Annotated in this window: 19 protein-coding genes; 11 read left to right on the top strand and 8 right to left on the bottom strand. The window is 61.8% G+C overall.

Annotated elements, in window-relative coordinates:
- Window positions 1-66 precede the first annotated feature (66 nt).
- The 4 genes from hpt (at window position 67) to ACI3GR_RS06950 (ending at window position 3165) form a co-directional block, all read left to right on the top strand.
- Window positions 67-615: a hypoxanthine phosphoribosyltransferase gene (gene hpt / locus ACI3GR_RS06965; RefSeq protein WP_407493356.1), complete on the top strand. Its 549-nt coding sequence runs from the start codon at window positions 67-69 to the stop codon at window positions 613-615.
- A gap of 94 nt (window positions 616-709) precedes the next feature.
- On the top strand, window positions 710-1186 hold the full coding sequence (locus tag ACI3GR_RS06960; protein WP_407493355.1) for a cytochrome c: 477 nt from the start codon (window positions 710-712) through the stop codon (window positions 1184-1186).
- Between the two features lie 33 nt (window positions 1187-1219).
- Window positions 1220-2113: a c-type cytochrome gene (locus ACI3GR_RS06955; RefSeq protein WP_407493354.1), complete on the top strand. Its 894-nt coding sequence runs from the start codon at window positions 1220-1222 to the stop codon at window positions 2111-2113.
- Complete coding sequence (locus ACI3GR_RS06950) at window positions 2110-3165, top strand: FAD-dependent oxidoreductase (protein ID WP_407493353.1); 1056 nt, start codon at window positions 2110-2112, stop codon at window positions 3163-3165. The genes ACI3GR_RS06955 and ACI3GR_RS06950 overlap by 4 nt, the downstream gene beginning before the upstream one ends.
- A gap of 118 nt (window positions 3166-3283) precedes the next feature.
- Here ACI3GR_RS06950 and lipA read toward each other — a convergent pair whose 3' ends face one another.
- The 5 genes from lipA to ACI3GR_RS06925 all read right to left on the bottom strand — a co-directional run bounded on the left by lipA (window position 3284) and on the right by ACI3GR_RS06925 (window position 7986).
- Complete coding sequence (lipA, locus tag ACI3GR_RS06945) at window positions 3284-4237, bottom strand: lipoyl synthase (protein WP_407493352.1); 954 nt, start codon at window positions 4235-4237, stop codon at window positions 3284-3286.
- Between the two features lie 179 nt (window positions 4238-4416).
- Window positions 4417-4512 carry a DUF2474 domain-containing protein gene (locus tag ACI3GR_RS06940; protein WP_407493351.1) on the bottom strand — a complete coding sequence of 32 codons (96 nt, stop codon included), beginning with the start codon at window positions 4510-4512 and terminating at the stop codon, window positions 4417-4419.
- Window positions 4512-5519, bottom strand: a complete 1008-nt coding sequence (gene cydB / locus ACI3GR_RS06935) for a cytochrome d ubiquinol oxidase subunit II (RefSeq protein ID WP_407493350.1) — start codon at window positions 5517-5519, stop codon at window positions 4512-4514. Before cydB ends, ACI3GR_RS06940 begins: the two co-directional genes overlap by 1 nt.
- Window positions 5519-6928, bottom strand: coding sequence for a cytochrome ubiquinol oxidase subunit I (locus ACI3GR_RS06930; RefSeq protein WP_407493349.1), 1410 nt, complete (start codon window positions 6926-6928; stop codon window positions 5519-5521). The genes cydB and ACI3GR_RS06930 overlap by 1 nt, the downstream gene beginning before the upstream one ends.
- A 128-nt stretch (window positions 6929-7056) precedes the next feature.
- Window positions 7057-7986: a hydrogen peroxide-inducible genes activator gene (locus ACI3GR_RS06925; protein WP_407493348.1), complete on the bottom strand. Its 930-nt coding sequence runs from the start codon at window positions 7984-7986 to the stop codon at window positions 7057-7059.
- Window positions 7987-8086: 100 nt separating this feature from the next.
- Here ACI3GR_RS06925 and ACI3GR_RS06920 point away from each other — a divergent pair, with 100 nt between their 5' ends.
- Window positions 8087-8812 carry a VIT1/CCC1 transporter family protein gene (locus tag ACI3GR_RS06920; protein ID WP_407493347.1) on the top strand — a complete coding sequence of 242 codons (726 nt, stop codon included), beginning with the start codon at window positions 8087-8089 and terminating at the stop codon, window positions 8810-8812.
- A 21-nt stretch (window positions 8813-8833) separates the two neighbouring features.
- On the opposite strand, the gene ACI3GR_RS06915 is transcribed toward ACI3GR_RS06920, so the two are convergent.
- Window positions 8834-9916, bottom strand: a complete 1083-nt coding sequence (locus ACI3GR_RS06915; RefSeq protein ID WP_407493346.1) for a DUF6456 domain-containing protein — start codon at window positions 9914-9916, stop codon at window positions 8834-8836.
- 240 nt (window positions 9917-10156) lie between these two features.
- Between ACI3GR_RS06915 and ACI3GR_RS06910 the strand changes: the two genes are divergently transcribed.
- Entirely contained in the window at window positions 10157-10477 is a 321-nt protein-coding gene (locus ACI3GR_RS06910) for a DUF6477 family protein (protein WP_407493345.1), read from the top strand.
- A gap of 54 nt (window positions 10478-10531) precedes the next feature.
- Here ACI3GR_RS06910 and ACI3GR_RS06905 read toward each other — a convergent pair whose 3' ends face one another.
- A complete protein-coding gene (locus ACI3GR_RS06905; protein ID WP_407493344.1) occupies window positions 10532-12079 on the bottom strand; it encodes a trimethylamine methyltransferase family protein in 1548 nt (515 codons plus the stop codon).
- Window positions 12080-12609: 530 nt separating this feature from the next.
- Between ACI3GR_RS06905 and guaA the strand changes: the two genes are divergently transcribed.
- The 5 genes from guaA (at window position 12610) to ACI3GR_RS06880 (ending at window position 17315) form a co-directional block, all read left to right on the top strand.
- Entirely contained in the window at window positions 12610-14175 is a 1566-nt protein-coding gene (gene guaA, locus ACI3GR_RS06900) for a glutamine-hydrolyzing GMP synthase (protein WP_407493343.1), read from the top strand.
- 66 nt (window positions 14176-14241) lie between these two features.
- Entirely contained in the window at window positions 14242-14664 is a 423-nt protein-coding gene (locus ACI3GR_RS06895; protein WP_407493342.1) for a Fur family transcriptional regulator, read from the top strand.
- Between the two features lie 252 nt (window positions 14665-14916).
- Window positions 14917-16191 (top strand): phosphopyruvate hydratase, encoded by a 1275-nt coding sequence (eno, locus tag ACI3GR_RS06890; RefSeq protein WP_407493341.1) that lies wholly within the window; start codon window positions 14917-14919, stop codon window positions 16189-16191.
- A gap of 192 nt (window positions 16192-16383) precedes the next feature.
- Complete coding sequence (locus ACI3GR_RS06885; RefSeq protein WP_407493340.1) at window positions 16384-16896, top strand: GNAT family N-acetyltransferase; 513 nt, start codon at window positions 16384-16386, stop codon at window positions 16894-16896.
- Window positions 16893-17315, top strand: a complete 423-nt coding sequence (locus ACI3GR_RS06880) for a cupin domain-containing protein (protein ID WP_407493339.1) — start codon at window positions 16893-16895, stop codon at window positions 17313-17315. Before ACI3GR_RS06885 ends, ACI3GR_RS06880 begins: the two co-directional genes overlap by 4 nt.
- Before the next feature lie 185 nt (window positions 17316-17500).
- Here ACI3GR_RS06880 and pgi read toward each other — a convergent pair whose 3' ends face one another.
- A complete protein-coding gene (pgi, locus tag ACI3GR_RS06875; RefSeq protein WP_407493338.1) occupies window positions 17501-19102 on the bottom strand; it encodes a glucose-6-phosphate isomerase in 1602 nt (533 codons plus the stop codon).
- Window positions 19103-19110: the final 8 nt, after the last annotated feature.

Genomic DNA, 19110 nt, shown 5'->3' with positions numbered 1-19110 from the left:
GGCAATGTCTCGTTTTACTTCAATAAGTCATGTCGTATGGTGACGCCGGAAGTTCAAGGAAAACCCATGACGACGCGTCCTTATGTCATCGATCAGATGATCTCGGCCAAGACGATTGCGGCCCGGATCGAAGAATTAACCGACGAGATCAAAAAGGTGTTCCCCGCCGATGAACGGCTGGTGGTTGTGGGCCTGCTGCGGGGGTCGTTCGTCTTTATCGCCGATCTGGTGCGTGAACTGCGCGACCGCGACGTGGAGGTCGATTTCCTAGAGGCCTCGTCCTACGGCAACTCGACCGAGTCGTCGCGCGAAGTGCGGATCCTCAAGGACCTGCGTGGAGAGATCGAGGGCCGCAACGTTCTGGTCGTCGAAGACATCGTCGATACCGGCCACACGCTGAACCACGTGATCCACCTGCTGGCGTCGCGCCATCCCAAGCAGTTGAAGACCATCGCCCTGCTGGACAAGCCATCGCGCCGCGAGGTTGATTTCAAGGCGGATTACATCGGTTTCGAAATCCCGGACGAGTTCGTCGTGGGCTATGGCATCGACTACGCCCAGTGCAATCGCAACCTGCCTTTTATCGGCAAAGTGCGGTTCACGGACGACGCGTAACCCGCCGTTCACGTGCGATCACGGATTCGTCACCGCTTGACACACAACTTCGCGCTAACGTCGCCACACAAGTTGTTTGTGAGGAGTTTACCTAATGAAAAAGACACTTGCTGCCGCCCTTATGGCCACGATTGGTCTGGCGGGCGTTTCCGTTGCAGAAAGCCATATGTCCGAAGACGATCTGAAAAAGGCCGTTAACGCGCGTCAGGCGACCATGCAGCTTTATGCGTTCAACCTTGGTATCCTTGGCAACATGGCCAAGGGCACGACCGACTATGACGCCGATGCCGCAAGCGCGGCGGCTGGCAACCTGGTCAAGCTGTCGACGCAGAACCAGATGGCCTATTGGGCCCCGGGTACGGCCGAAGGTCAGATCGAAGGGTCCAAGGCGCTGCCTGCGATCTGGGAAGACATGGCTGGCGTCGGCGCAGCGGCGACCGCGATGACCGAAGCGGCCATGGCGATGGAAGCAGCGGCTGGCACCGACCTTGCGTCGCTGCAGGGCGCAATGGGCGCCCTTGGCGGGGCCTGCGGCGGCTGCCACAAGTCCTACCGCGCGTCGTCCAACTAAGACCGGCTGACCGATTTAATAAGGAGCAGGGCCATGTATAAACTCACTAGGGTATTGGCCCTGCTTGTCGTTCTGGCCGTGATCGGCCTCGGGGTGTTCTGGCTCGTCACCCGTCCGTCCCCCCTGCCCGCTGACACGTTTGCCGGGGTCACTGGCGATGCGGCGGCTGGCGAAGCCGTTTTCTGGGCCGCTGGCTGTGCGTCCTGCCATTCCGCACCCGAGGCTGAAGGCGAAGAGCGCCTGATCCTTGCGGGCGGTCGTCCCTTCGCGACCGAGTTTGGCACCTTCTATGCGCCCAACATCTCGCCCTCTGACGCTGGCATCGCGGGTTGGTCGCTGGAGGATCTGGGCAATGCGATGATGCGGGGCGTGTCGCCTTCTGGCGCGCATTACTACCCGGCCTTCCCCTATACTTCTTACGTCAAGGCGCAGCCGCAGGACGTGGCGGACCTGTATGAATTCATCCAGACCCTGCCTGCCTCGGACACACCGAACACGCCACATGACGTGGGCTTTCCCTTCTCGATCCGCCGCAGCCTTGGCGGCTGGAAGATGCTGTTCTTCAGCGATGATTTCGTGCTTGCCAATGCCCCCGACGATCTGGAGCGTGGGCGTTATCTGGTCGAAGCCTTGGGCCATTGTGCCGAATGCCACACGCCGCGCAACGCGATTGGCGGGCTGGATACGGGCCGCTGGATGGCGGGCGCACCGTCGCCCGATGGTCGCGGACGTATTCCCAACATCACCCCTGCTGCGCTAGACTGGAGCGAGGTGGACATCGCCGCCTATCTGAAAACCGGGTTCACCCCCGATTTCGATAGTGCCGGTGGCGAAATGGCAGAGGTGGTCCAGAACATGTCGAATTTGTCGGATGCAGATCTGGCGGCCATCGCAGCCTATCTGAAAGCGATCCCGGCCGTCGAATGACACAAGTGCTGGTGATCGGCGCGGGGCCCACGGGGCTGACAGCGGCGGTAGAGCTGGCAAGGCGCGGCATTGCCGTTCGTATCTTTGACAAACGCGACGGGCCGTCGCCGCTTAGCCGCGCGGTGGGGATCACCCCCGCCTCGATCGACCTGCTGACGCCTTCAGGTGCGGGCCCCGCCATCCGGTCAGAGGCCGTGCGCTTTGACGCCATGGTCATGCATCAGGGCGCCGATCCGATCCTGACCCTGCCGCTGAACTTCGACGACCGCTCGACCGTCTATGGCCTGCCCCAAGACCGGACCGAAGCGCATCTGATCGACGCCCTCGCCCGGTGTGGTGTGACGGTCGAATACAACCGCCCCCTGACCAACTACCACGTTCACGGCGATCACATCCTTGCCGATTTTGGCCAGCACATCCACATAGAGGCGCGCTATCTGATCGGTGCCGACGGGTCGCACAGCCGTGTACGCGCCACCGCAGGCATTCATTTCGACGGCCACGATCTGCCGGGGCATTGGTCGATTGCTGACGTGATGTCGAAGACTTGGCCCCACAAGGACTCCTTTGCCGGGTACATGCTACCGGGCGGAGAGGTCGCCGTCGTCGTGCCCATGGCCAGTGATCGTTACCGCGTGATCTCTAGCCTGCCGGATGCGTTGAAGGCGCTTCCCGTGACGATGGAGGTCGATGACTTGCGCCGTACGTCCGAATTCACGATCCAGGTGCGTCAGGCCGAACGCTATCGCAAAGGCAGCGTCTTTTTGGCAGGCGACGCGGCGCATGTGCATTCACCCGTGGGCGGGCGCGGCATGAACCTTGGCATCGCTGACGCCGCCGATCTGGCTGCTCGTATCGCTGCGGGCGATCTGGAAGGCTACGAGGACACCCGTATGGAGGTCGGAGAGCAGGTGATTCACGGCAGCGAACGCGCCCGCCGGATGATCCAAAGCACAGGCGCGGCAAAGCTGGTGTTCCAGACCGCGATGCGCGGATTGAACCATTCCGAGAGCGCCAAACACGCCATCGTCCACCAATTGCTATCCGGCTGATTTGGGGCGGGTTTTCCCCCCACCTAAGCCAAGACCCGTAGGGTGGGTTTTCAACCCACCTAAGCCAAGCCTCGTAGGGCGGGCTTCAGCCCGCCTGAGCCAACCCCGACGCGCTGTCTTACGCCTGCCCCAACCGCTTCAACCGGTTCTCACGCAGCCGCGCGAAATCATCGCCTGCGTGGTAAGACGACCGTGTCAGTGGCGTGGCAGACACCATTAGGAAGCCCTTATTGTAAGCGGTCTTCTCGTAAGCCGCGAATTCCTCGGGCGTGACAAACCGATCCACGGCGTGATGCTTGGGCGTCGGTTGCAGGTACTGACCGATGGTCAGGAAATCGATATCCGCCGCGCGCATATCCTCCATCACCTGCGTGACCTGCTGACGGTTTTCGCCAAGGCCGACCATGATGCCCGATTTGGTGAACATCGACGGGTCCAGCTCTTTCACCCGCTGCAACAGGCGCAGCGAATGGAAATACCGCGCCCCGGGCCGCACCTCGGGATACAGCCCCGGCACGGTTTCCAAATTGTGGTTAAAGACGTCCGGCTTGGCAGCCACAACAACTTCCAACGCCTCTGGCCCACAGCGGATGAAATCCGGCGTCAGGATCTCGATCGTGGTGCCGGGCGCACGGTGACGGATGGCGCGGATGGTCTGGGCGAAATGCTCGGCCCCGCCGTCCTCAATATCGTCACGGTCGACAGAGGTAATAACGACGTGGTTCAGACCCAGCTTGGCCACCGCATCGGCAACGCGGCCCGGCTCGAACACGTCCAGATCTTCGGGCGGCTTGCCTGTGGCGATGTTGCAGAAGGTACAGGCGCGGGTGCAGACCTCGCCCATAATCATCATGGTCGCATGACCCTGTGACCAGCATTCGCCGGCATTGGGGCAACCCGCCTCTTCGCAGACGGTGACCAGCTTGTGCTCTCGCATGATGTCGCGGGTCTGGAAATAGCCCTTTGAAGTGGGGGCCTTGACCCGGATCCAGTCCGGCTTTTTCGGCTGAGGATTGTCAGGCTTTTTCGCCTTTTCGGGGTGACGCTGTTCAGGGATCTTCAGATCACGCATCGGGGGCCTCTTGGTCGCGGCATTGGGCCCTAGATAGACCTTCGGCAGGCTCTTGACCAGCCACCCCAGAACACATCACCGCCATGCACGAACGACATAGCCTTCTTTGGTCCAACAAATATTCCTCGGGGGTGAATGCCACCCAAGGTGGCAGAGGGGGCAGACAGCCCCCTTCCCTGCTATCCAATCAGCACGGACCGAATGATATAGGCGATCACGCCCAGCACGCTAAGCCCCACCAGATAGAAGGCGATAAACCACAGGGCCCGTCGCATCAGTGATACCCCTCCGACGGATCGGTTTTGCCCCGGAATACCCAATAGGCATAGGTGGTGTAGGCAAGGATCATCGGCACCAGCACCAATGCGCCCGCCAGCAGGAACCACAGGGATTCATCTGGTGCGGCGGCTTCGGCAATCGTGACCGAATGCGGCACCATGTACGGATAAAGGCTGACGCCCAGACCGACAAAGGACAGCACAAAGATCGACAGCGCCGACAGAAACGGCCAGGCGTCGCGGTCATGCCGCATGCCGCTGACAAACAGCACTGCCGCCAGAACGATGCCCGCGGGCACCCACATGGTGTAATAGACGTTGGGCCGTGCGAACCAGCGATCCAGATAGGCGGGGTCAAGGAATGGCGTCGCCAGCGACACCGCGCCCACCAGCACCAGTGTCGCAACCGCCGCGATCCACGACAGTCGGCGCGCGCGGTCGCGCAGGTGGCCCGTGGTCTTCATCACCAACCACGTCCCGCCTAACAGCGCGTATCCGGCAACCAAGGCCACTGCGGTCAGGATCGAAAACGGCGTCAGCCAGTCGAAATAGCCGCCCGCATAGGCGCGGTTTTCAACCTCGATCCCCTGCACCAAGGCGCCAAGGATCAGCCCCTGCGACAGGGTCGCCACGATCGACCCGAAGAAGAACGAGATATCCCACAGCTTTTCGTGGTCGGGATTACGGTGCCGGAATTCGAACGCCACGCCGCGAAAGATCAGCGCCAGCAGCATCGCGATCACCGGTGGATAAAGCGCAGGCATCACAATGGCATAGGCCAGCGGAAAGACGGCGAACAATCCGCCGCCGCCCAGCACCAGCCATGTTTCGTTCCCGTCCCAGACGGGCGCGATGGTGTTCATGGCGTGGGCCCTGTGGTCTTCTTTGCCTAGGAACGGGAACAGGATCCCCGTGCCCAGATCAAAGCCGTCCAGAATGACATAGGCCAGAATGGCAAAGGCGATCAGCCCCGCCCAGATCATCGACAGTTCAAACCCCAGCATCACTCGGCCCCCTGCGCGTCTTTGCCCATGGCCGGACCGGGCGCCACGCCCGCCGTCCGGGTCGGCCCCATGGCCGGATCGGGATCGCCCTTTTCAGGCGGCTGCTTCATCAGATGGATCAGGTAATAGGTGCCGATCCCGAAGATGATGAAATAGACGACGATAAAGGCCAGAAGCGACGTGGTCACCGCAGGCAGATCAACCGGAGAAGCCGAGTCCGCCGTGCGCAGCAAGCCGTAGACCGTGAAGGGTTGGCGTCCGACCTCGGTCGTGATCCAGCCGCACAGCACGGCAACAAAGCCCATCGGCCCCATGCCAATCGCTGCGCGGTGCAGCCACTTGCGGTCGTAAAGCCGCCCCTGCCACCAGCTGATCGCGCCCCAGATGCCCAGCCCCAGCATGGCAAAGCCAAGGGCCACCATGATGCGGAAGGTGTAGAAGATCAGCTCGGCACTCGGGCGGTCTTCTTTGGGGAAGTCCTTCAGGCCCGGCAGCGGGCTGGTCAGGTCACGCGTCAGGATAAGGCTGGAAAGATATGGAATTTCAATCTTGTAGTGGACAGTCTCTTCCTCGTCATCCGGGATGCCGAACAGGATCAGCGGGGCCGCGCCTTCTGGATGCGGTTCGTAATGGCCCTCCATCGCGGCGATCTTGGCAGGCTGGTATTCCAGCGTGTTCAGCCCGTGTTCGTCGCCCGCGAAAATCTGGATGGGCGCGACGACCACCAACATCCCCATGGCCATGGCGAACATGGTCCGCGCGCCCTGATCGGCGCGGTCCTTCAACAGGTGCCATGCGCCCACGCCGCCCACGACCAGCGCGGTTGTCAGGTAGGCGGCCAGCACCATATGCACAAAGCGGTAAGGGAAGGACGGGTTGAAGACGATGGCCCACCAGTCTTCGGGGACGAACTGGCCGACCTCGTTCATGGAATAGCCAACAGGCGTCTGCATCCACGAATTCACCGACAGGATCCAGAAGGCCGAGCCAAGTGTACCGATGGCGACCATCAGCGTCGCGACAAGGTGCAGACCGGGGCCGACCCGCGACCGGCCAAACAGCATCACGCCAAGGAACCCGGCCTCAAGGAAGAAGGCCGACAGAACCTCATAACCCATCATTGGTCCAAGGATCGGGCCGGTTTTATCAGAAAAAACCGACCAGTTTGTTCCAAATTGATAAGACATAACGATGCCCGACACGACACCCATGCCAAAGGCCACGGCAAAGATCGTTTTCCAGTAATCAAACAGCCGCATAAAGACGTCGCGGCCCGTGATGTAATGGGCGGCGTTCAAAACGGCGAGGTAGCTGGCCAACCCGATCGAGAAGGCCGGAAAGATGATGTGGAACGACACCGTGAAAGCGAACTGGAAACGGGCCAGGTCGAGAGCGGTGAAATCAAACATGTAATTCCCCTGTATGTTCGCCTTGGTTCTGAGACATCATTTAGGCCTCAACCAGCCAATTCGACCCCCCTGCGGTCTTTTGTCATGGCGAATATGGTCACCGCGTGACCGTTCCGCGCGGTCACTGCTTAGGGTCTGTCCAGTGGCGCAGGTGGGTCGAAAGTCAGCGTGCCGGACAGGTCGATGATGATCTCGGCCAGCGTGTCGAACCAGTCCGCCTTGGGGGATGTGGCGCGGCGTACCAGACCGATGGTGCGATAGGGTTCGGGCGCTGCGAACCGCTGAACGGTCAGGTCGCGCGCTTCGGTTTTCAGGGCCATTTCCGGCAACAATGTCAGACCAAAGCCCGCGGCCACCAGTCGTGATAAGGTCGCAAGCGAAGATGCCCCGGTGTTGATCTGTGCATGGCCCCTGCCCCGGCCGCAGACCTCTAGCGCCTGATCGGTCAGGCAATGGCCGTCTTCCAGCAACATCAACTGTTGGGTGCCAAGTTCCGTTGGCCGCAGTGCTTCGGCCCCGGTATTCAGTGCGGCGATGCGTGCGGCGGATCCGGCCAGAAAAAACCGATCGTCAAACAGGCGGCGTTCGCTGACGCCCGTGCCGCCCGACGGCAGCGCCATGATCGCCGCGTCGATGCGGCCCGCCGCCAGATCGTCCAGCAGGCGGTTGGTCTGGGCCTCCTGCACCTCCACGTCCAGCGCAAGGTTATCGGCGCGCAAGCGGGCCAGCAGGCCGGGCAACAGGTACGGCGCGATGGTGGGAATGACGCCAAGCGCCAGCCGACCAGCCAGCCCGTCCTTCCAGCGCGCGGCCTCTTCCAGCAATTGCATCCGCGACAGCACGGCCTCTGCGTGATCCAGAATTCGGCGGCCAAAGGGGGTCAGCACCACGGCGCGGGCGTGCCGTTCGACCAGCGCACCGCCCAAGGCGTCCTCCAACGCTTTGATCTGCATCGACAGCGCGGGCTGCGACACCCGTTCCGACAGCGCGGCGCGGCCGAAATTGCCGTGCTCTGCCAGTGCCTTAAAGTAACTCAATTGCCGCAGCGTGATATTCATAAGCGTACCTTATCGCGCAATGCTTGGGACACAAGAGCACACGCCCTTGCGCCCACCGGGCAACCGCGCGATTCATTTGGGGACAAGTAGAGGATCCGCCATGGAACCGACTCAACACCGGCGCAAGGCTCACGGGCTGACCCGCATTCAGGAATTTCTGAAACAACTGGTCTTTGGCGGCAACGACGGGATCGTCACCACCTTTGCCATCGTCGCGGGCTTTGCCGGTGCGCAGGCCGATGGGGTCGCACAGATCGGCGGGCTGGCTGTGCTGGTCTTTGGCCTTGCGAACCTTTTTGCCGATGGTGTGTCCATGGGGATGGGAGAGTTCCTGTCAGGCCGCGCCACGAACGATCTGTACCACAACCGCCGCGCACAAGAGATGCAGGCGATTGCCGATACGCCCGCGCAGGAACGCCAAGAGATGAGCGCGCTGTTCCGCCAGCGCGGTTTGCCCGCTGATGACGCGGACAAGGTGGCAGAGATTCTGATCCGGCACCCGGAGATGATGGCCGATCTAAAGATGACCTACGAGTTCGGGATGCACGATCCGGATGACGAAGACCCCGGCATCAACGGGCTGTTCACCTTCGGCAGTTTCATCGTCTTCGGATCGGTGCCCTTGGTGCCCTACTTCATCGGCGACGCGACGCAGGGCACCTTCTATGCCTCTGTCATTGCGACGTTTTCGGCGCTTTTCGGGCTTGGTCTTCTGCGCTGGTACGCGACGCGGGAAAAGCTGATCCGCGCGGTGGCGGAAACGGTGTTCCTTGGCGCGCTCTGTGCGGCTGTGGCGTTCGGCGTGGGCTGGCTGGTCGGGGGCTAAGCCCGCATCACGCCGTTCCGCTTAGCCGATCAGGCCGCCGCCATCGGACAGGTTGTCATAGTGCTGGCGCAACCGCTGCAGCGCGATGCGCAGCACGATCTTGCCGGACCGGGCGGACCAGCCCAGCTTTTTCTCGGCCGTTTCCAGCCCTTCCAGACGGCAGCAGCATTCCAGTACCACGTCGCCCAGACCCGGGCCCAATTCACGCAGCGCCGCCGACACCCGCGCCCGCGCAGCCGATGCACCGCGCAACCCGCCCTCGGACAGGCCGGGGCCAGAGGTTCCGGCGGTCAGGTAGTCGTTCCAGTTGGTGGTGGTCCGCGGCTCCATCTGCGCCAGTTCGAAATCGTCCTGAATACGCTCTGCCGCCCGCACCTGCGCAGGCGTCAGGAAGGGCCGTCCGCGCGTATCGCGACGGCGGGCAAGACTCATGATCGGGGTTTCGATCAGGCCCATACGGCTGCGTTTGACGGCGGCCGACTTGCGCTTGGTCTGGCCAAGGAACTGCGACGGCGTTTCGGCGAACCCATTGGCAAGGTTGTCCAATTTCGCCATCATGGCGTTCAGTTCGGTCCGGCCAAGGTTGGTGATCCGGTAGCGGCTAAGCCGACCGGGCTGGATGCAACTGATCCATTCGTTCAGCGCCAGCGTCTGCGCGATCCGGCGTTCGACGACGCCCAGGCGATGCGTCTCTCCGCCTTCGCCGTTTTTGACGATGACGGCGCGGTCCATTTCCGCAGCAATCGCCATGACGGCGCCGGGTTTGGACAGGCGGCGCAGGGCTGGGATCGCCTCTTTCTCCAAGGTCGGCACGTCGTGCACGGTCTCGGATAGTTTGAAACCGGGCAGCACGTCCTCTCCGGTGCCCAAGTCGATGACTTCGGTGTTCTGGCCCAGCCAGCGAAGCCCTTCGTCATACAGCGCGTCTTCCCGCGCGCTTTCCACCTGACGGATCTGACGCATCACCGTCGAGGCGTGGCAGCCTTCGGCCTTGGCAAGAATGCGGATCGGCGCGCCGCCTTCGGTATGCGCGATGTATCGGCGGACTTGTTCCGGCACCCATTCGGGCCAGCTATCGTTCCAATTCTGGACATGTTGGGTCATAAGACACTCCCTTTTGTTCGACACCCGCCAGCACACGTTCTGCGTGCTGGCCTTTCCCCAGACCACCTTGGAGTCTGACGGGTTAATGGTTTCCGTTTCATTAACGGTTAACCTTGATGACCAAGAATGTTTCGAAAACGTAAACGGAGTCTGGAGGCACAGATCTCTGTTTGGCGATTCACGCAACACAACCCAAAGGTGTGAGATACTGCTCCGACTCGCATATTGAAGAGGTGCAGAATGCAGGATCCGATTAGCCGACTGAACATGATGACCCGTCCCCGCGTCCTGATCGACGCGGCGCAGGCCGGGGCCGCGCAATATCACAGGGCGCGCGACCTGCGCCGGGTGATTGGCGCGCGGGCCATCGGGCGGGTGCCGGGGCATGGGGCCGCAATGATGATATTGTTCGACAAAGAGGCCGAGCTGGAAGACCAGCGGCAGGTGCAGGACGCGCGGTATCACGCGGTGGCGCATGTGGCCGCCCTGACCGCCCTGCTGGCTGAGGCGCAGTTGCTGCGGACCTCAACTCGGGACGCGGCAAAGCCTCCGGGCCAATAAAAAGGCGACCGGGCCGTGACCCGATCGCCTGAATTGTCGCAAGACCTGACGGCCTTACATGAAGGCGTCTTCCATAGAAGCCTTGCGCTGCGCCACGTAGGCGGCCAGCGCCTCGGCAATGGCCGGATCCATCGGCGGCGCCTCGTAGCGGTCCAGAAGCTTGGTGACCCGTTCGGCGGCCAGCGCCTGCGTGTCGCGCGCGCCTTCTTCGTCCCATGTCTCGAACGGTTTGTAATCAAACAGTTCCGAGCGCCAGAAGGCAGATTTGTAGTTGTTCTGCGTATGCGCGCAGCCCAGATAGTGACCGCCCGGCCCCACTTCGCGCATGGCGTCCATGGCTTGGGCGTTTTCGTCGTTTGCCACGCCGGCGGCCATTTTGTGCAGCGATCCCAGCTGGTCGGCGTCGATCACGAACTTCTCGAACGACGACACCAGACCGCCTTCAAGCCAACCACAAGCGTGCAGCATGAAGTTCACACCGCCCAGCAGCGCCGTGTTCAGCGTGTTCGCGGTTTCATACGCGGCCTGCGCGTCGGGCAGTTTGGACCCGCAGAGGCTGCCGCCCGATCGGAACGGAAGACCCATGCGGCGGGCCAGCTGACCAGCGCCATACAGGATTTGCGACGCTTCGGGCGTGCCGAAGGTCGGCGCACCAGAGTTCATGTCGATCGAGGTCACGAAGGCCCCGAAGATCACCGGCGCACCGGGGCGGACCAACTGGCTGTACGCGATACCGGCCATCACCTCGGCCAGAACCTGTGTCAGCGTGCCGACAACCGACACGGGGGCCATGGCGCCGCCCACGATGAAGGGGCTGATGATGCAGGCCTGATTGTTGCGCGCATAAACTTCCAGCGCGCCCATCATCACGTCATCGAACGTCAGCGGAGAGTTGATGTTGATGAGCGAGGTCATCACGGTGTTGTTCTGAACGAACTCTTTGCCGAACAGGATTTCGCACATGTCGACGCTGTCCTGCGCCCGGCTGGGTTCGGTGACCGACCCCATGAAGGGTTTGTCGGTCAGCGTCATATGCGCCATCAGCATGTCAAAGTGACGCTTGTTCACCGGAATATCGGTCGGTTCGCAAACGGTGCCGCCCGAGTGCTGGACCCATTTGGACATATGGCCCAGTTTCACGAATTTGCGGAAATCTTCCATCGTGGCATAGCGGCGGCCCCCTTGGGCGTCGCGCACGAAGGGCGGGCCGTAGACCGGTGCCAGAACCAGACCCTTGCCGCCGATTTCCACCGATTTGGCGGGGTTGCGGGCGTGCTGGGTGAACTGGCTGGGCGCGGTTGCACACAGCTTACGGGCCAGACCACGCGGGATGTGGACGCGTTCGCCCTGAACGTCAGCGCCAGCGTCCCGCCACAGTTGCAGCGCACCGGGGTTGTTGACGAAGTTTACGCCGATCTCTTCCAGCACGATTTCCGCGTTGGCTTCGATGATCTGCAGCGTTTCTTCCGTCAGCAGTTCCATGTTCGGGATGTTGCGCTGGATCGTCGGCGCGGTGCCGAAATCACCTGCGGTCCGTTCTGCACGGCGTGCCGCGCCCCCGCCCGAGCGTCCCCGTCTGCTGCGCACTGCTGTATCGTTCATAGGTCGTCCCCAAATGGTGCCTCCGAATCCCATCCGGAGATTTTCCACCGTGATAACGGCACAGGCCAGTCGGCAAGGCGCGGATTGCGTCAAGCTGATCGCAAAAACGACATGTCGCACGGGCGTCAAGCGTGTCGGGGGCTGTCTGCCCCCGTTCGTCAAAATCGTGGATTTTGCCGACCTCCCCCGAGGAATATTTGTCCGACCAAAGAAGATAGGCGGTCTGGCAGCTATCTCGGGCGTCGGTAACGGTTAATTAACCTTAATGAGGGATAAGCGAGGGACGGTACAGGCGGGGACGCCGATGACCGTGACCGAAGAAGCCTCTGCCTCTGGTCTAGGGGCGGAGGTGATCTCTCCTTCTTTGGTGGCGCAAATGTCCCTCGGAAGGGCGTGCCATAGGGGCGCGCCGGAACGGGACTGCCGCATCTGGCGGCGGAGGGGGCAGAAAGCCCCCTATTTCCCGCGCCAAGGGGCTGGACGACGTGTTGCATCTTGCGCGCGGGACCGGTCGCGACTAATGCATCGCCATGACCGAGACCTCGCACGACCGCCTTCTGATTATCGACTTTGGCAGCCAGGTGACGCAGCTGATCGCGCGCCGCCTGAGAGAGCTGAACGTCTATTGTGAAATCCATCCCTATCAAAACGTGACCGGCGCCATGTTGGCCGAGTTCGCGCCCAAGGCCGTGATCTTTTCCGGCGGGCCGGATTCGGTGATGCGCGAGGGATCGCCCCGCCCGCCGAAAGAGGTCTATGACCTTGGGGTACCGATCCTCGGCATCTGCTATGGCCAGCAGGTCATGATGCACGATCTGGGTGGCCGGGTTGAGGCTGGCGAACATGCCACGGCAGAGTTTGGCCGCGCCTACGTGACCCCGGCCGAGGCGAAAAGCGATCTGCTGACCGGCTGGTTCCTTGAGGGCCGCGAACAGGTCTGGATGAGCCACGGCGACCACGTGGCCGAAATCGCCCCGGGGTTTGACGTGCTGGGCACTTCGCCCGGCGCGCCCTTTGCCATCACCGCCGACCGCGACCGCGGGTTCTATGCCGTGCAGTTCCATCCGGAGGTGCACCACACCCCCAATGGCCGCACGATCTATGAGAATTTTGTGCGTCTGGCGGGTTTTGCCGGTGACTGGACCATGGCCGCCTATCGCGAAGAAATGGTTCAGAAAATCCGCGATCAGGTGGGCGATGCCAAAGTGATCTGCGGGCTGTCTGGCGGCGTCGACAGTTCCGTCGCGGCCGCGCTGATCCACGAGGCCATCGGTGATCAGCTGACCTGCGTGTTCGTCGATCACGGCCTGCTGCGTCTGGACGAAGGCAAAGAGGTCGTCGGCATGTTCCGCGATCATATGAACCTGAGGGTCATTCACGCCGAAGAGCAGGAACTGTTTCTGGGTGAGCTTGAAGGCGTCAGCGATCCCGAGACCAAGCGCAAGATCATCGGTAAGCTTTTCATCGACGTGTTCCAGAAATACGCCGACCAGATCGAAGGCGCATCGTTCCTGGCGCAGGGTACGCTGTATCCCGATGTCATTGAATCGGTGTCCTTTTCCGGCGGCCCGTCCGTCACGATCAAATCGCACCACAACGTCGGTGGCCTGCCTGAAAAGATGGGCCTGAAGCTGGTTGAGCCGCTGCGGGAACTGTTCAAGGACGAGGTCCGCGCCTTGGGTCGCGAACTTGGCCTGCCCGACAGCTTCATCGGCCGCCACCCCTTCCCCGGACCGGGTCTGGCGATCCGCTGCCCCGGAGAGATCACCCGCGACAAGCTGGAGATACTGCGCAAGGCCGACGCGGTCTATATCGACCAGATCCGCAAACATGGTCTGTACGATGAGATCTGGCAGGCCTTCGTTGCCATCCTTCCCGTCCGCACCGTTGGCGTGATGGGCGACGGACGCACCTATGATTACGCCTGTGCGCTGCGGGCCGTGACGTCCGTGGACGGGATGACCGCGGATTATTATCCGTTCAGCCACGACTTCCTTGGCGAAACCGCGACGCGGATCATCAACGAGGTCAAAGGCATCAACCGCGTGACCTATGACATCACGTCGAAACCTCCGGGAACGATCGAGTGGGAGTGATCCCGCTTCTTGCCTGAGCGCATCACTTGATGCATTCAGGACCCCACCAAACCGGGGACCCGCGCCATGGCGAAACGCGACAGCATCCTGAAACGCTGCGAAGACAACGGCCTGCGCATGACCGCGCAGCGCCGCATCATCGCGTCGGTGCTGGACATGTCGCGCGATCACCCCGACGTGGAAGAACTGCACGCCCGTGCCAATGCCCGCGATCCCGGCATTTCGCTGGCCACCGTCTATCGCACCGTGAAGACGCTGGAAGAGGCGCAGATCCTTGAGAAAGTCGATTTCGGTGACGGCCGCGCGCGGTATGAAGATGCGGAACGCGACCACCATGATCACCTGATCGACATGGATACGGGCCGGGTCATCGAATTCGTAGATGAAGAGATCGAGGCGCTGCAGGAAAAGATCGCGGCGAAGCTCGGCTTCAAGCTGCTGGGCCACCGGCTGGAGCTGTATGGGCGTCCGCTGAAGGACGACGAGTAGCATCCTCTTGCGGTAAATATCCCCGCTGGATGCACGCCTCATCGGACGTATATTATCGCATTTCCCAACCATAATCAGATGCTTCGCCCGGCGGCGATGCCGGACAGCGCCGTCCGTTCCCCCGGACGGCGCTGCCCTCAACTGCTATTTCCGACCCTGTTTGCGCAAACTGCGTCCTCGGCCCCTTTCCATGGCTCGTCCCACACCGTAAAAGCCCCGCAACATCTGCCCTTTCATAAGGATAAGCCTCTGATGAGCACGATTATCGACATTCACGCCCGCGAAATTCTGGACAGCCGGGGCAACCCCACGGTCGAGGTCGATGTGACGCTCGAAGACGGGTCCTTGGGGCGGGCGGCGGTGCCGTCGGGCGCGTCTACCGGGGCCTATGAGGCGGTTGAGAAGCGCGATGGCGACAAATCCCGCTATTCCGGCAAGGGTGTGCTGGAGGCGGTGGCGGCGGTGAACGGTGAGATCGCGGAAGAACTCGCTGGCATAAACGCGACGGATCAGATTGGCCTCGACATGGCGATGATCGATCTGGACGGGACCGACAACAAAGGCCGTCTGGGCGCGAACGCGATCCTTGGCGTGTCTCTGGCAGCGGCCAAGGCGGCGGCGGAATTCACCATGCAGCCGCTGTATCGTTACGTTGGCGGCACCTCGGCCCGGATGTTGCCCGTTCCGATGATGAACATTATCAATGGCGGTGAGCACGCGGACAACCCGATCGACATTCAGGAATTCATGATCATGCCGGTCAGCGCGGGCAATATCCGCGACGCGGTGCGCATGGGGTCCGAAGTGTTCCATGTGCTGAAGAAAGAACTATCGGCGGCAGGCATGTCCACCGGTCTGGGCGACGAAGGTGGGTTCGCGCCGGAACTGGCATCGACCCGTGACGCACTGGATTTCGTTCTGAAAGCCATTGAAAAAGCGGGCTATAAACCCGGCGAAGACATCTATCTGGCGCTGGACTGCGCGGCGACCGAATACTTCAAAGACGGCAAATACGTGCTGTCCGGCGAAGGTAAGACGCTGTCGGCGGAAGAGAACGTCGATTACCTTGCGGCGCTGTGCGGGGATTATCCGATCATCTCGATCGAAGACGGCTGTTCCGAGGACGATTGGGAAGGCTGGAAGCTGCTGACCGATCGCTTGGGCGACAAAGTGCAGCTGGTGGGCGACGATCTGTTCGTGACCAACCCGGCGCGTCTGGCGGAAGGTATCGAAAAGGGCGTGGCGAATTCCATGCTGGTCAAGGTGAACCAGATCGGATCGCTGACCGAAACGCTGCGCGCCGTCGATATGGCGCATCGTGCGCGGTACACCAACGTGATGTCCCACCGGTCCGGTGAGACTGAGGATGCGACGATTGCCGATCTGGCGGTTGCCACGAACTGCGGTCAGATCAAGACCGGGTCGCTGGCACGCTCGGACCGGTTGGCCAAGTATAACCAGCTGATCCGTATCGAAGAACTGCTGGGCGAAGCGGCGGAATATGCGGGCCGTTCGATCCTGAAGTGATGTTACGCGGTTAGGTACTTCGGGGGCTCTGCCCAGAGTATCTAATTCGGGGGCTCTGCCCACAGTATCTATTTCGGGGGCTCTGCCCCCGGACCCCCGAGGGTATTTACCAACCAGAAGAAGATCAAAGCGCGTCCGGTTTCGGGCGCGTTTTTGTGTTGCGGCTGGCGGTGAGAGATCCAAAGTAGCGCCATGAGCCATCTGACCGTTGATATCGTTCGCAGCCCTGAGGATCTGGATGCCGTGCGCGACCTGTGCCGCGCCTACCGTTTGTTGCTGGCCGAGCGGATCCCGGACCGTCCTGAAATCCTTGCGAATTATTATGCGGAAGAGGATTACGAGGCGCTTTTGGCTGTGCTGCCGGAAAAGCACGCCCGTCCGGATGGAGAGATTTTCTTGGCGCGTCTGAACGGCCAGATCGTGGGCTGCGGGATGACGCATCGTGTCGGGCCCGAGACCTGTGAGATCAAGCGCGTCTTCACGGCGCCGGACGCACGTGGGCACGGGGCGGCGCAGGCGATTTTCATGGCGGCAATGGATCAGGCGCGGGCGGATGGGTATTCCGTGATGGTGCTGGACACGATGGTCCGGCTGGTCGAGGCGATCGCGCTGTATGAAAAACTGGGCTTTACCGCGTGGGAGCCGTTTTACGACCTGCCCGAGGGGTTCGAAGACCTAATCCGCTTTTACGGAATCCGCCTATGACTGCCGACGACATTATCGCGATGCTGGACCTCTCGCCCCATCCCGAGGGCGGGTATTACCGCCAGACATGGATCGACGAAGAGGCCGAAGGGCGGCCCACTGGCACCTGCATTTATTTCCTATTGAAGGCCGGAGAGCGGAGCCATTGGCACCGCGTCGATGCGGTGGAGATCTGGCATTATTACGCGGGCGCGCCATCGTTGCTGCATCTGGCAGAGACCGAATCGGGTCCGGCTAAGGCACTGACCTTAGGACCTGATCTGGCGTCAGGGGCGCGGCCTCAGGGCATTGTGCCGAAGGATTGGTGGCAGGCGGCTGAAACGACCGGAGACTGGACTTTGGTCGGCTGTACGGTGTCGCCGGGGTTCCGGTTCGACGGGTTCGAACTGGCCGCGCCGGGGTTCGATATTCCGGACTGAGGTGAGAGCAGGACCTGCGATTATCACCGATGGCGAGGGCCGGGTCGATCCGGGGTGGCGCAGTCGCGCCGCCTGTGGGGCGGCCCCGTTTCGGGTGATTGCGGCGCAATCCCCTACCCGGCAACGGGACGGTGCCCGGCGTGGTCGCCGGGTGGGACGTGATTTACGGGCCAGTTTTATAAGTTTTAGCGATGCCGTTGCGCGTATTCCACCAGCGCTTTGGTGGACCCGTCTTTGCCTTCGATGCTTTCCTTACCAGCCAGCAAAGGCGCCAGAGATTTCGCCAGCTCTTTGCCCAGTTCGACCCCCCATTGGTCGAAGGAGTTGATGCCGAGGATCACGCCTTCGACGAACACGCGATGTTCGTATAGGGCCACGATCTGACCCAAAATATGCGGTGTAAGTTTGGGGAATATCAACGTGGTAGAGGGGCGATTGCCGGGGAAGACGCGGTGGCGGGCCTGACGCTCCAGCTCATCACCCTCCAGCCCCTTGGCCTCCATCAGCGCGCGGGCTTCGTCCAGCGACCGGCCCAGCATCAAGGCTTCGGACTGTGCAAGGCAGTTGGCGACCAGAAGCTGGTGGTGATGCGCCAGATCGGGTTCGTGCCCCTGGGCCGCGACCATGAATTCGCAGGGCACGACGCGGGTGCCCTGATGGATCAGCTGGTAAAAGGCGTGCTGGCCGTTGGTGCCCGGCTCGCCCCAGACGATGGGGCCGGAATTTACCTCCAGATCATGGCCGTCCATCGACACGGATTTGCCGTTACTCTCCATCTCAAGCTGTTGAAGATAGGCGGGTAACCGCAGTAGGCGCTGATCATACGGCAGTACGGCGCGGGTGCCGTGGCCCTGCCCCTGATTGTGCCAGATACCGACCAGGGCCAGCATGACCGGCATGTTCTGGTCCAAGGGCGCGGCGCTGAAATGCATGTCCATTTCGTGCCCGCCCGCCAAGAAATCGCGGAAGTTGTTCGGGCCGATGGCGATCATCAGCGGAAGGCCGATGGGCCCCCACAGCGAGTACCGGCCGCCGACCCAGTCTTCGAACCCGAAGACGCGGGACGGATCGATGCCGAACTCTGCCGTCAGGTCGGCGGCGGTGGACAGGGCGGCGAATTGCGCGGCCGGGTCGCTGACCGTTTCCGCCATCCAGCGGCGCGCGGTTTCGGCGTTGGTCATCGTTTCAATCGTGGTGAAGGTCTTGGACGCGACGATCACCAGCGTGGTCGAGGGATCCAGTGCCTTCAGCGTGTCGTGGATGTGCGCGCCGTCGACGTTGGACACGTAATGCACGCGCGGCCCGTCGGCGTAGGGCGCCAATGCCGCGGTGGCCATGACGGGGCCAAGGTCGGACCCGCCGATGCCGATGTTCACCACATCGGTGATCGCACCACCCTGCCCCGTGAAAGCGCCAGAGCGGACGTCGTTGGCGAAATCCTCCATCCGTGTCAGCGTGTCCAGCACGCCGGGCATGACATCCTGACCGTCGACGAAAACCTCACGCCCCGACAGGTTGCGCAAGGCGGTATGAAGAACCGCGCGGCCTTCGGTTTCGTTGATCTTCTCGCCGTTGAACATCGCCTCACGACGGGCTTCGACATGGGCCTCCCGGGCCAGCGCCAGCAGCGCGTCACGGTCCGATCCGTCGATCTGCGTCTTAGAGTAATCGAACAGGATGTCACCAAAAGTGACAGACATATCCGCCGCTCTGTTCTCTGAATCGAACATTTTTGCGATATTTCGGGAAATCGCAGCTTGGCCGTGGTTCTGGATGTCTTTGAACAATGTACCCT

It is taken from the genome of Pseudooceanicola aestuariicola (assembly GCF_045763785.1).
In the GTDB taxonomy this organism is placed as follows: Bacteria; Pseudomonadota; Alphaproteobacteria; order Rhodobacterales; family Rhodobacteraceae; genus Pseudooceanicola.
Note: the sequence above shows the minus strand (reverse complement) of the source record. Positions and strands in the feature narration are given on the sequence as shown.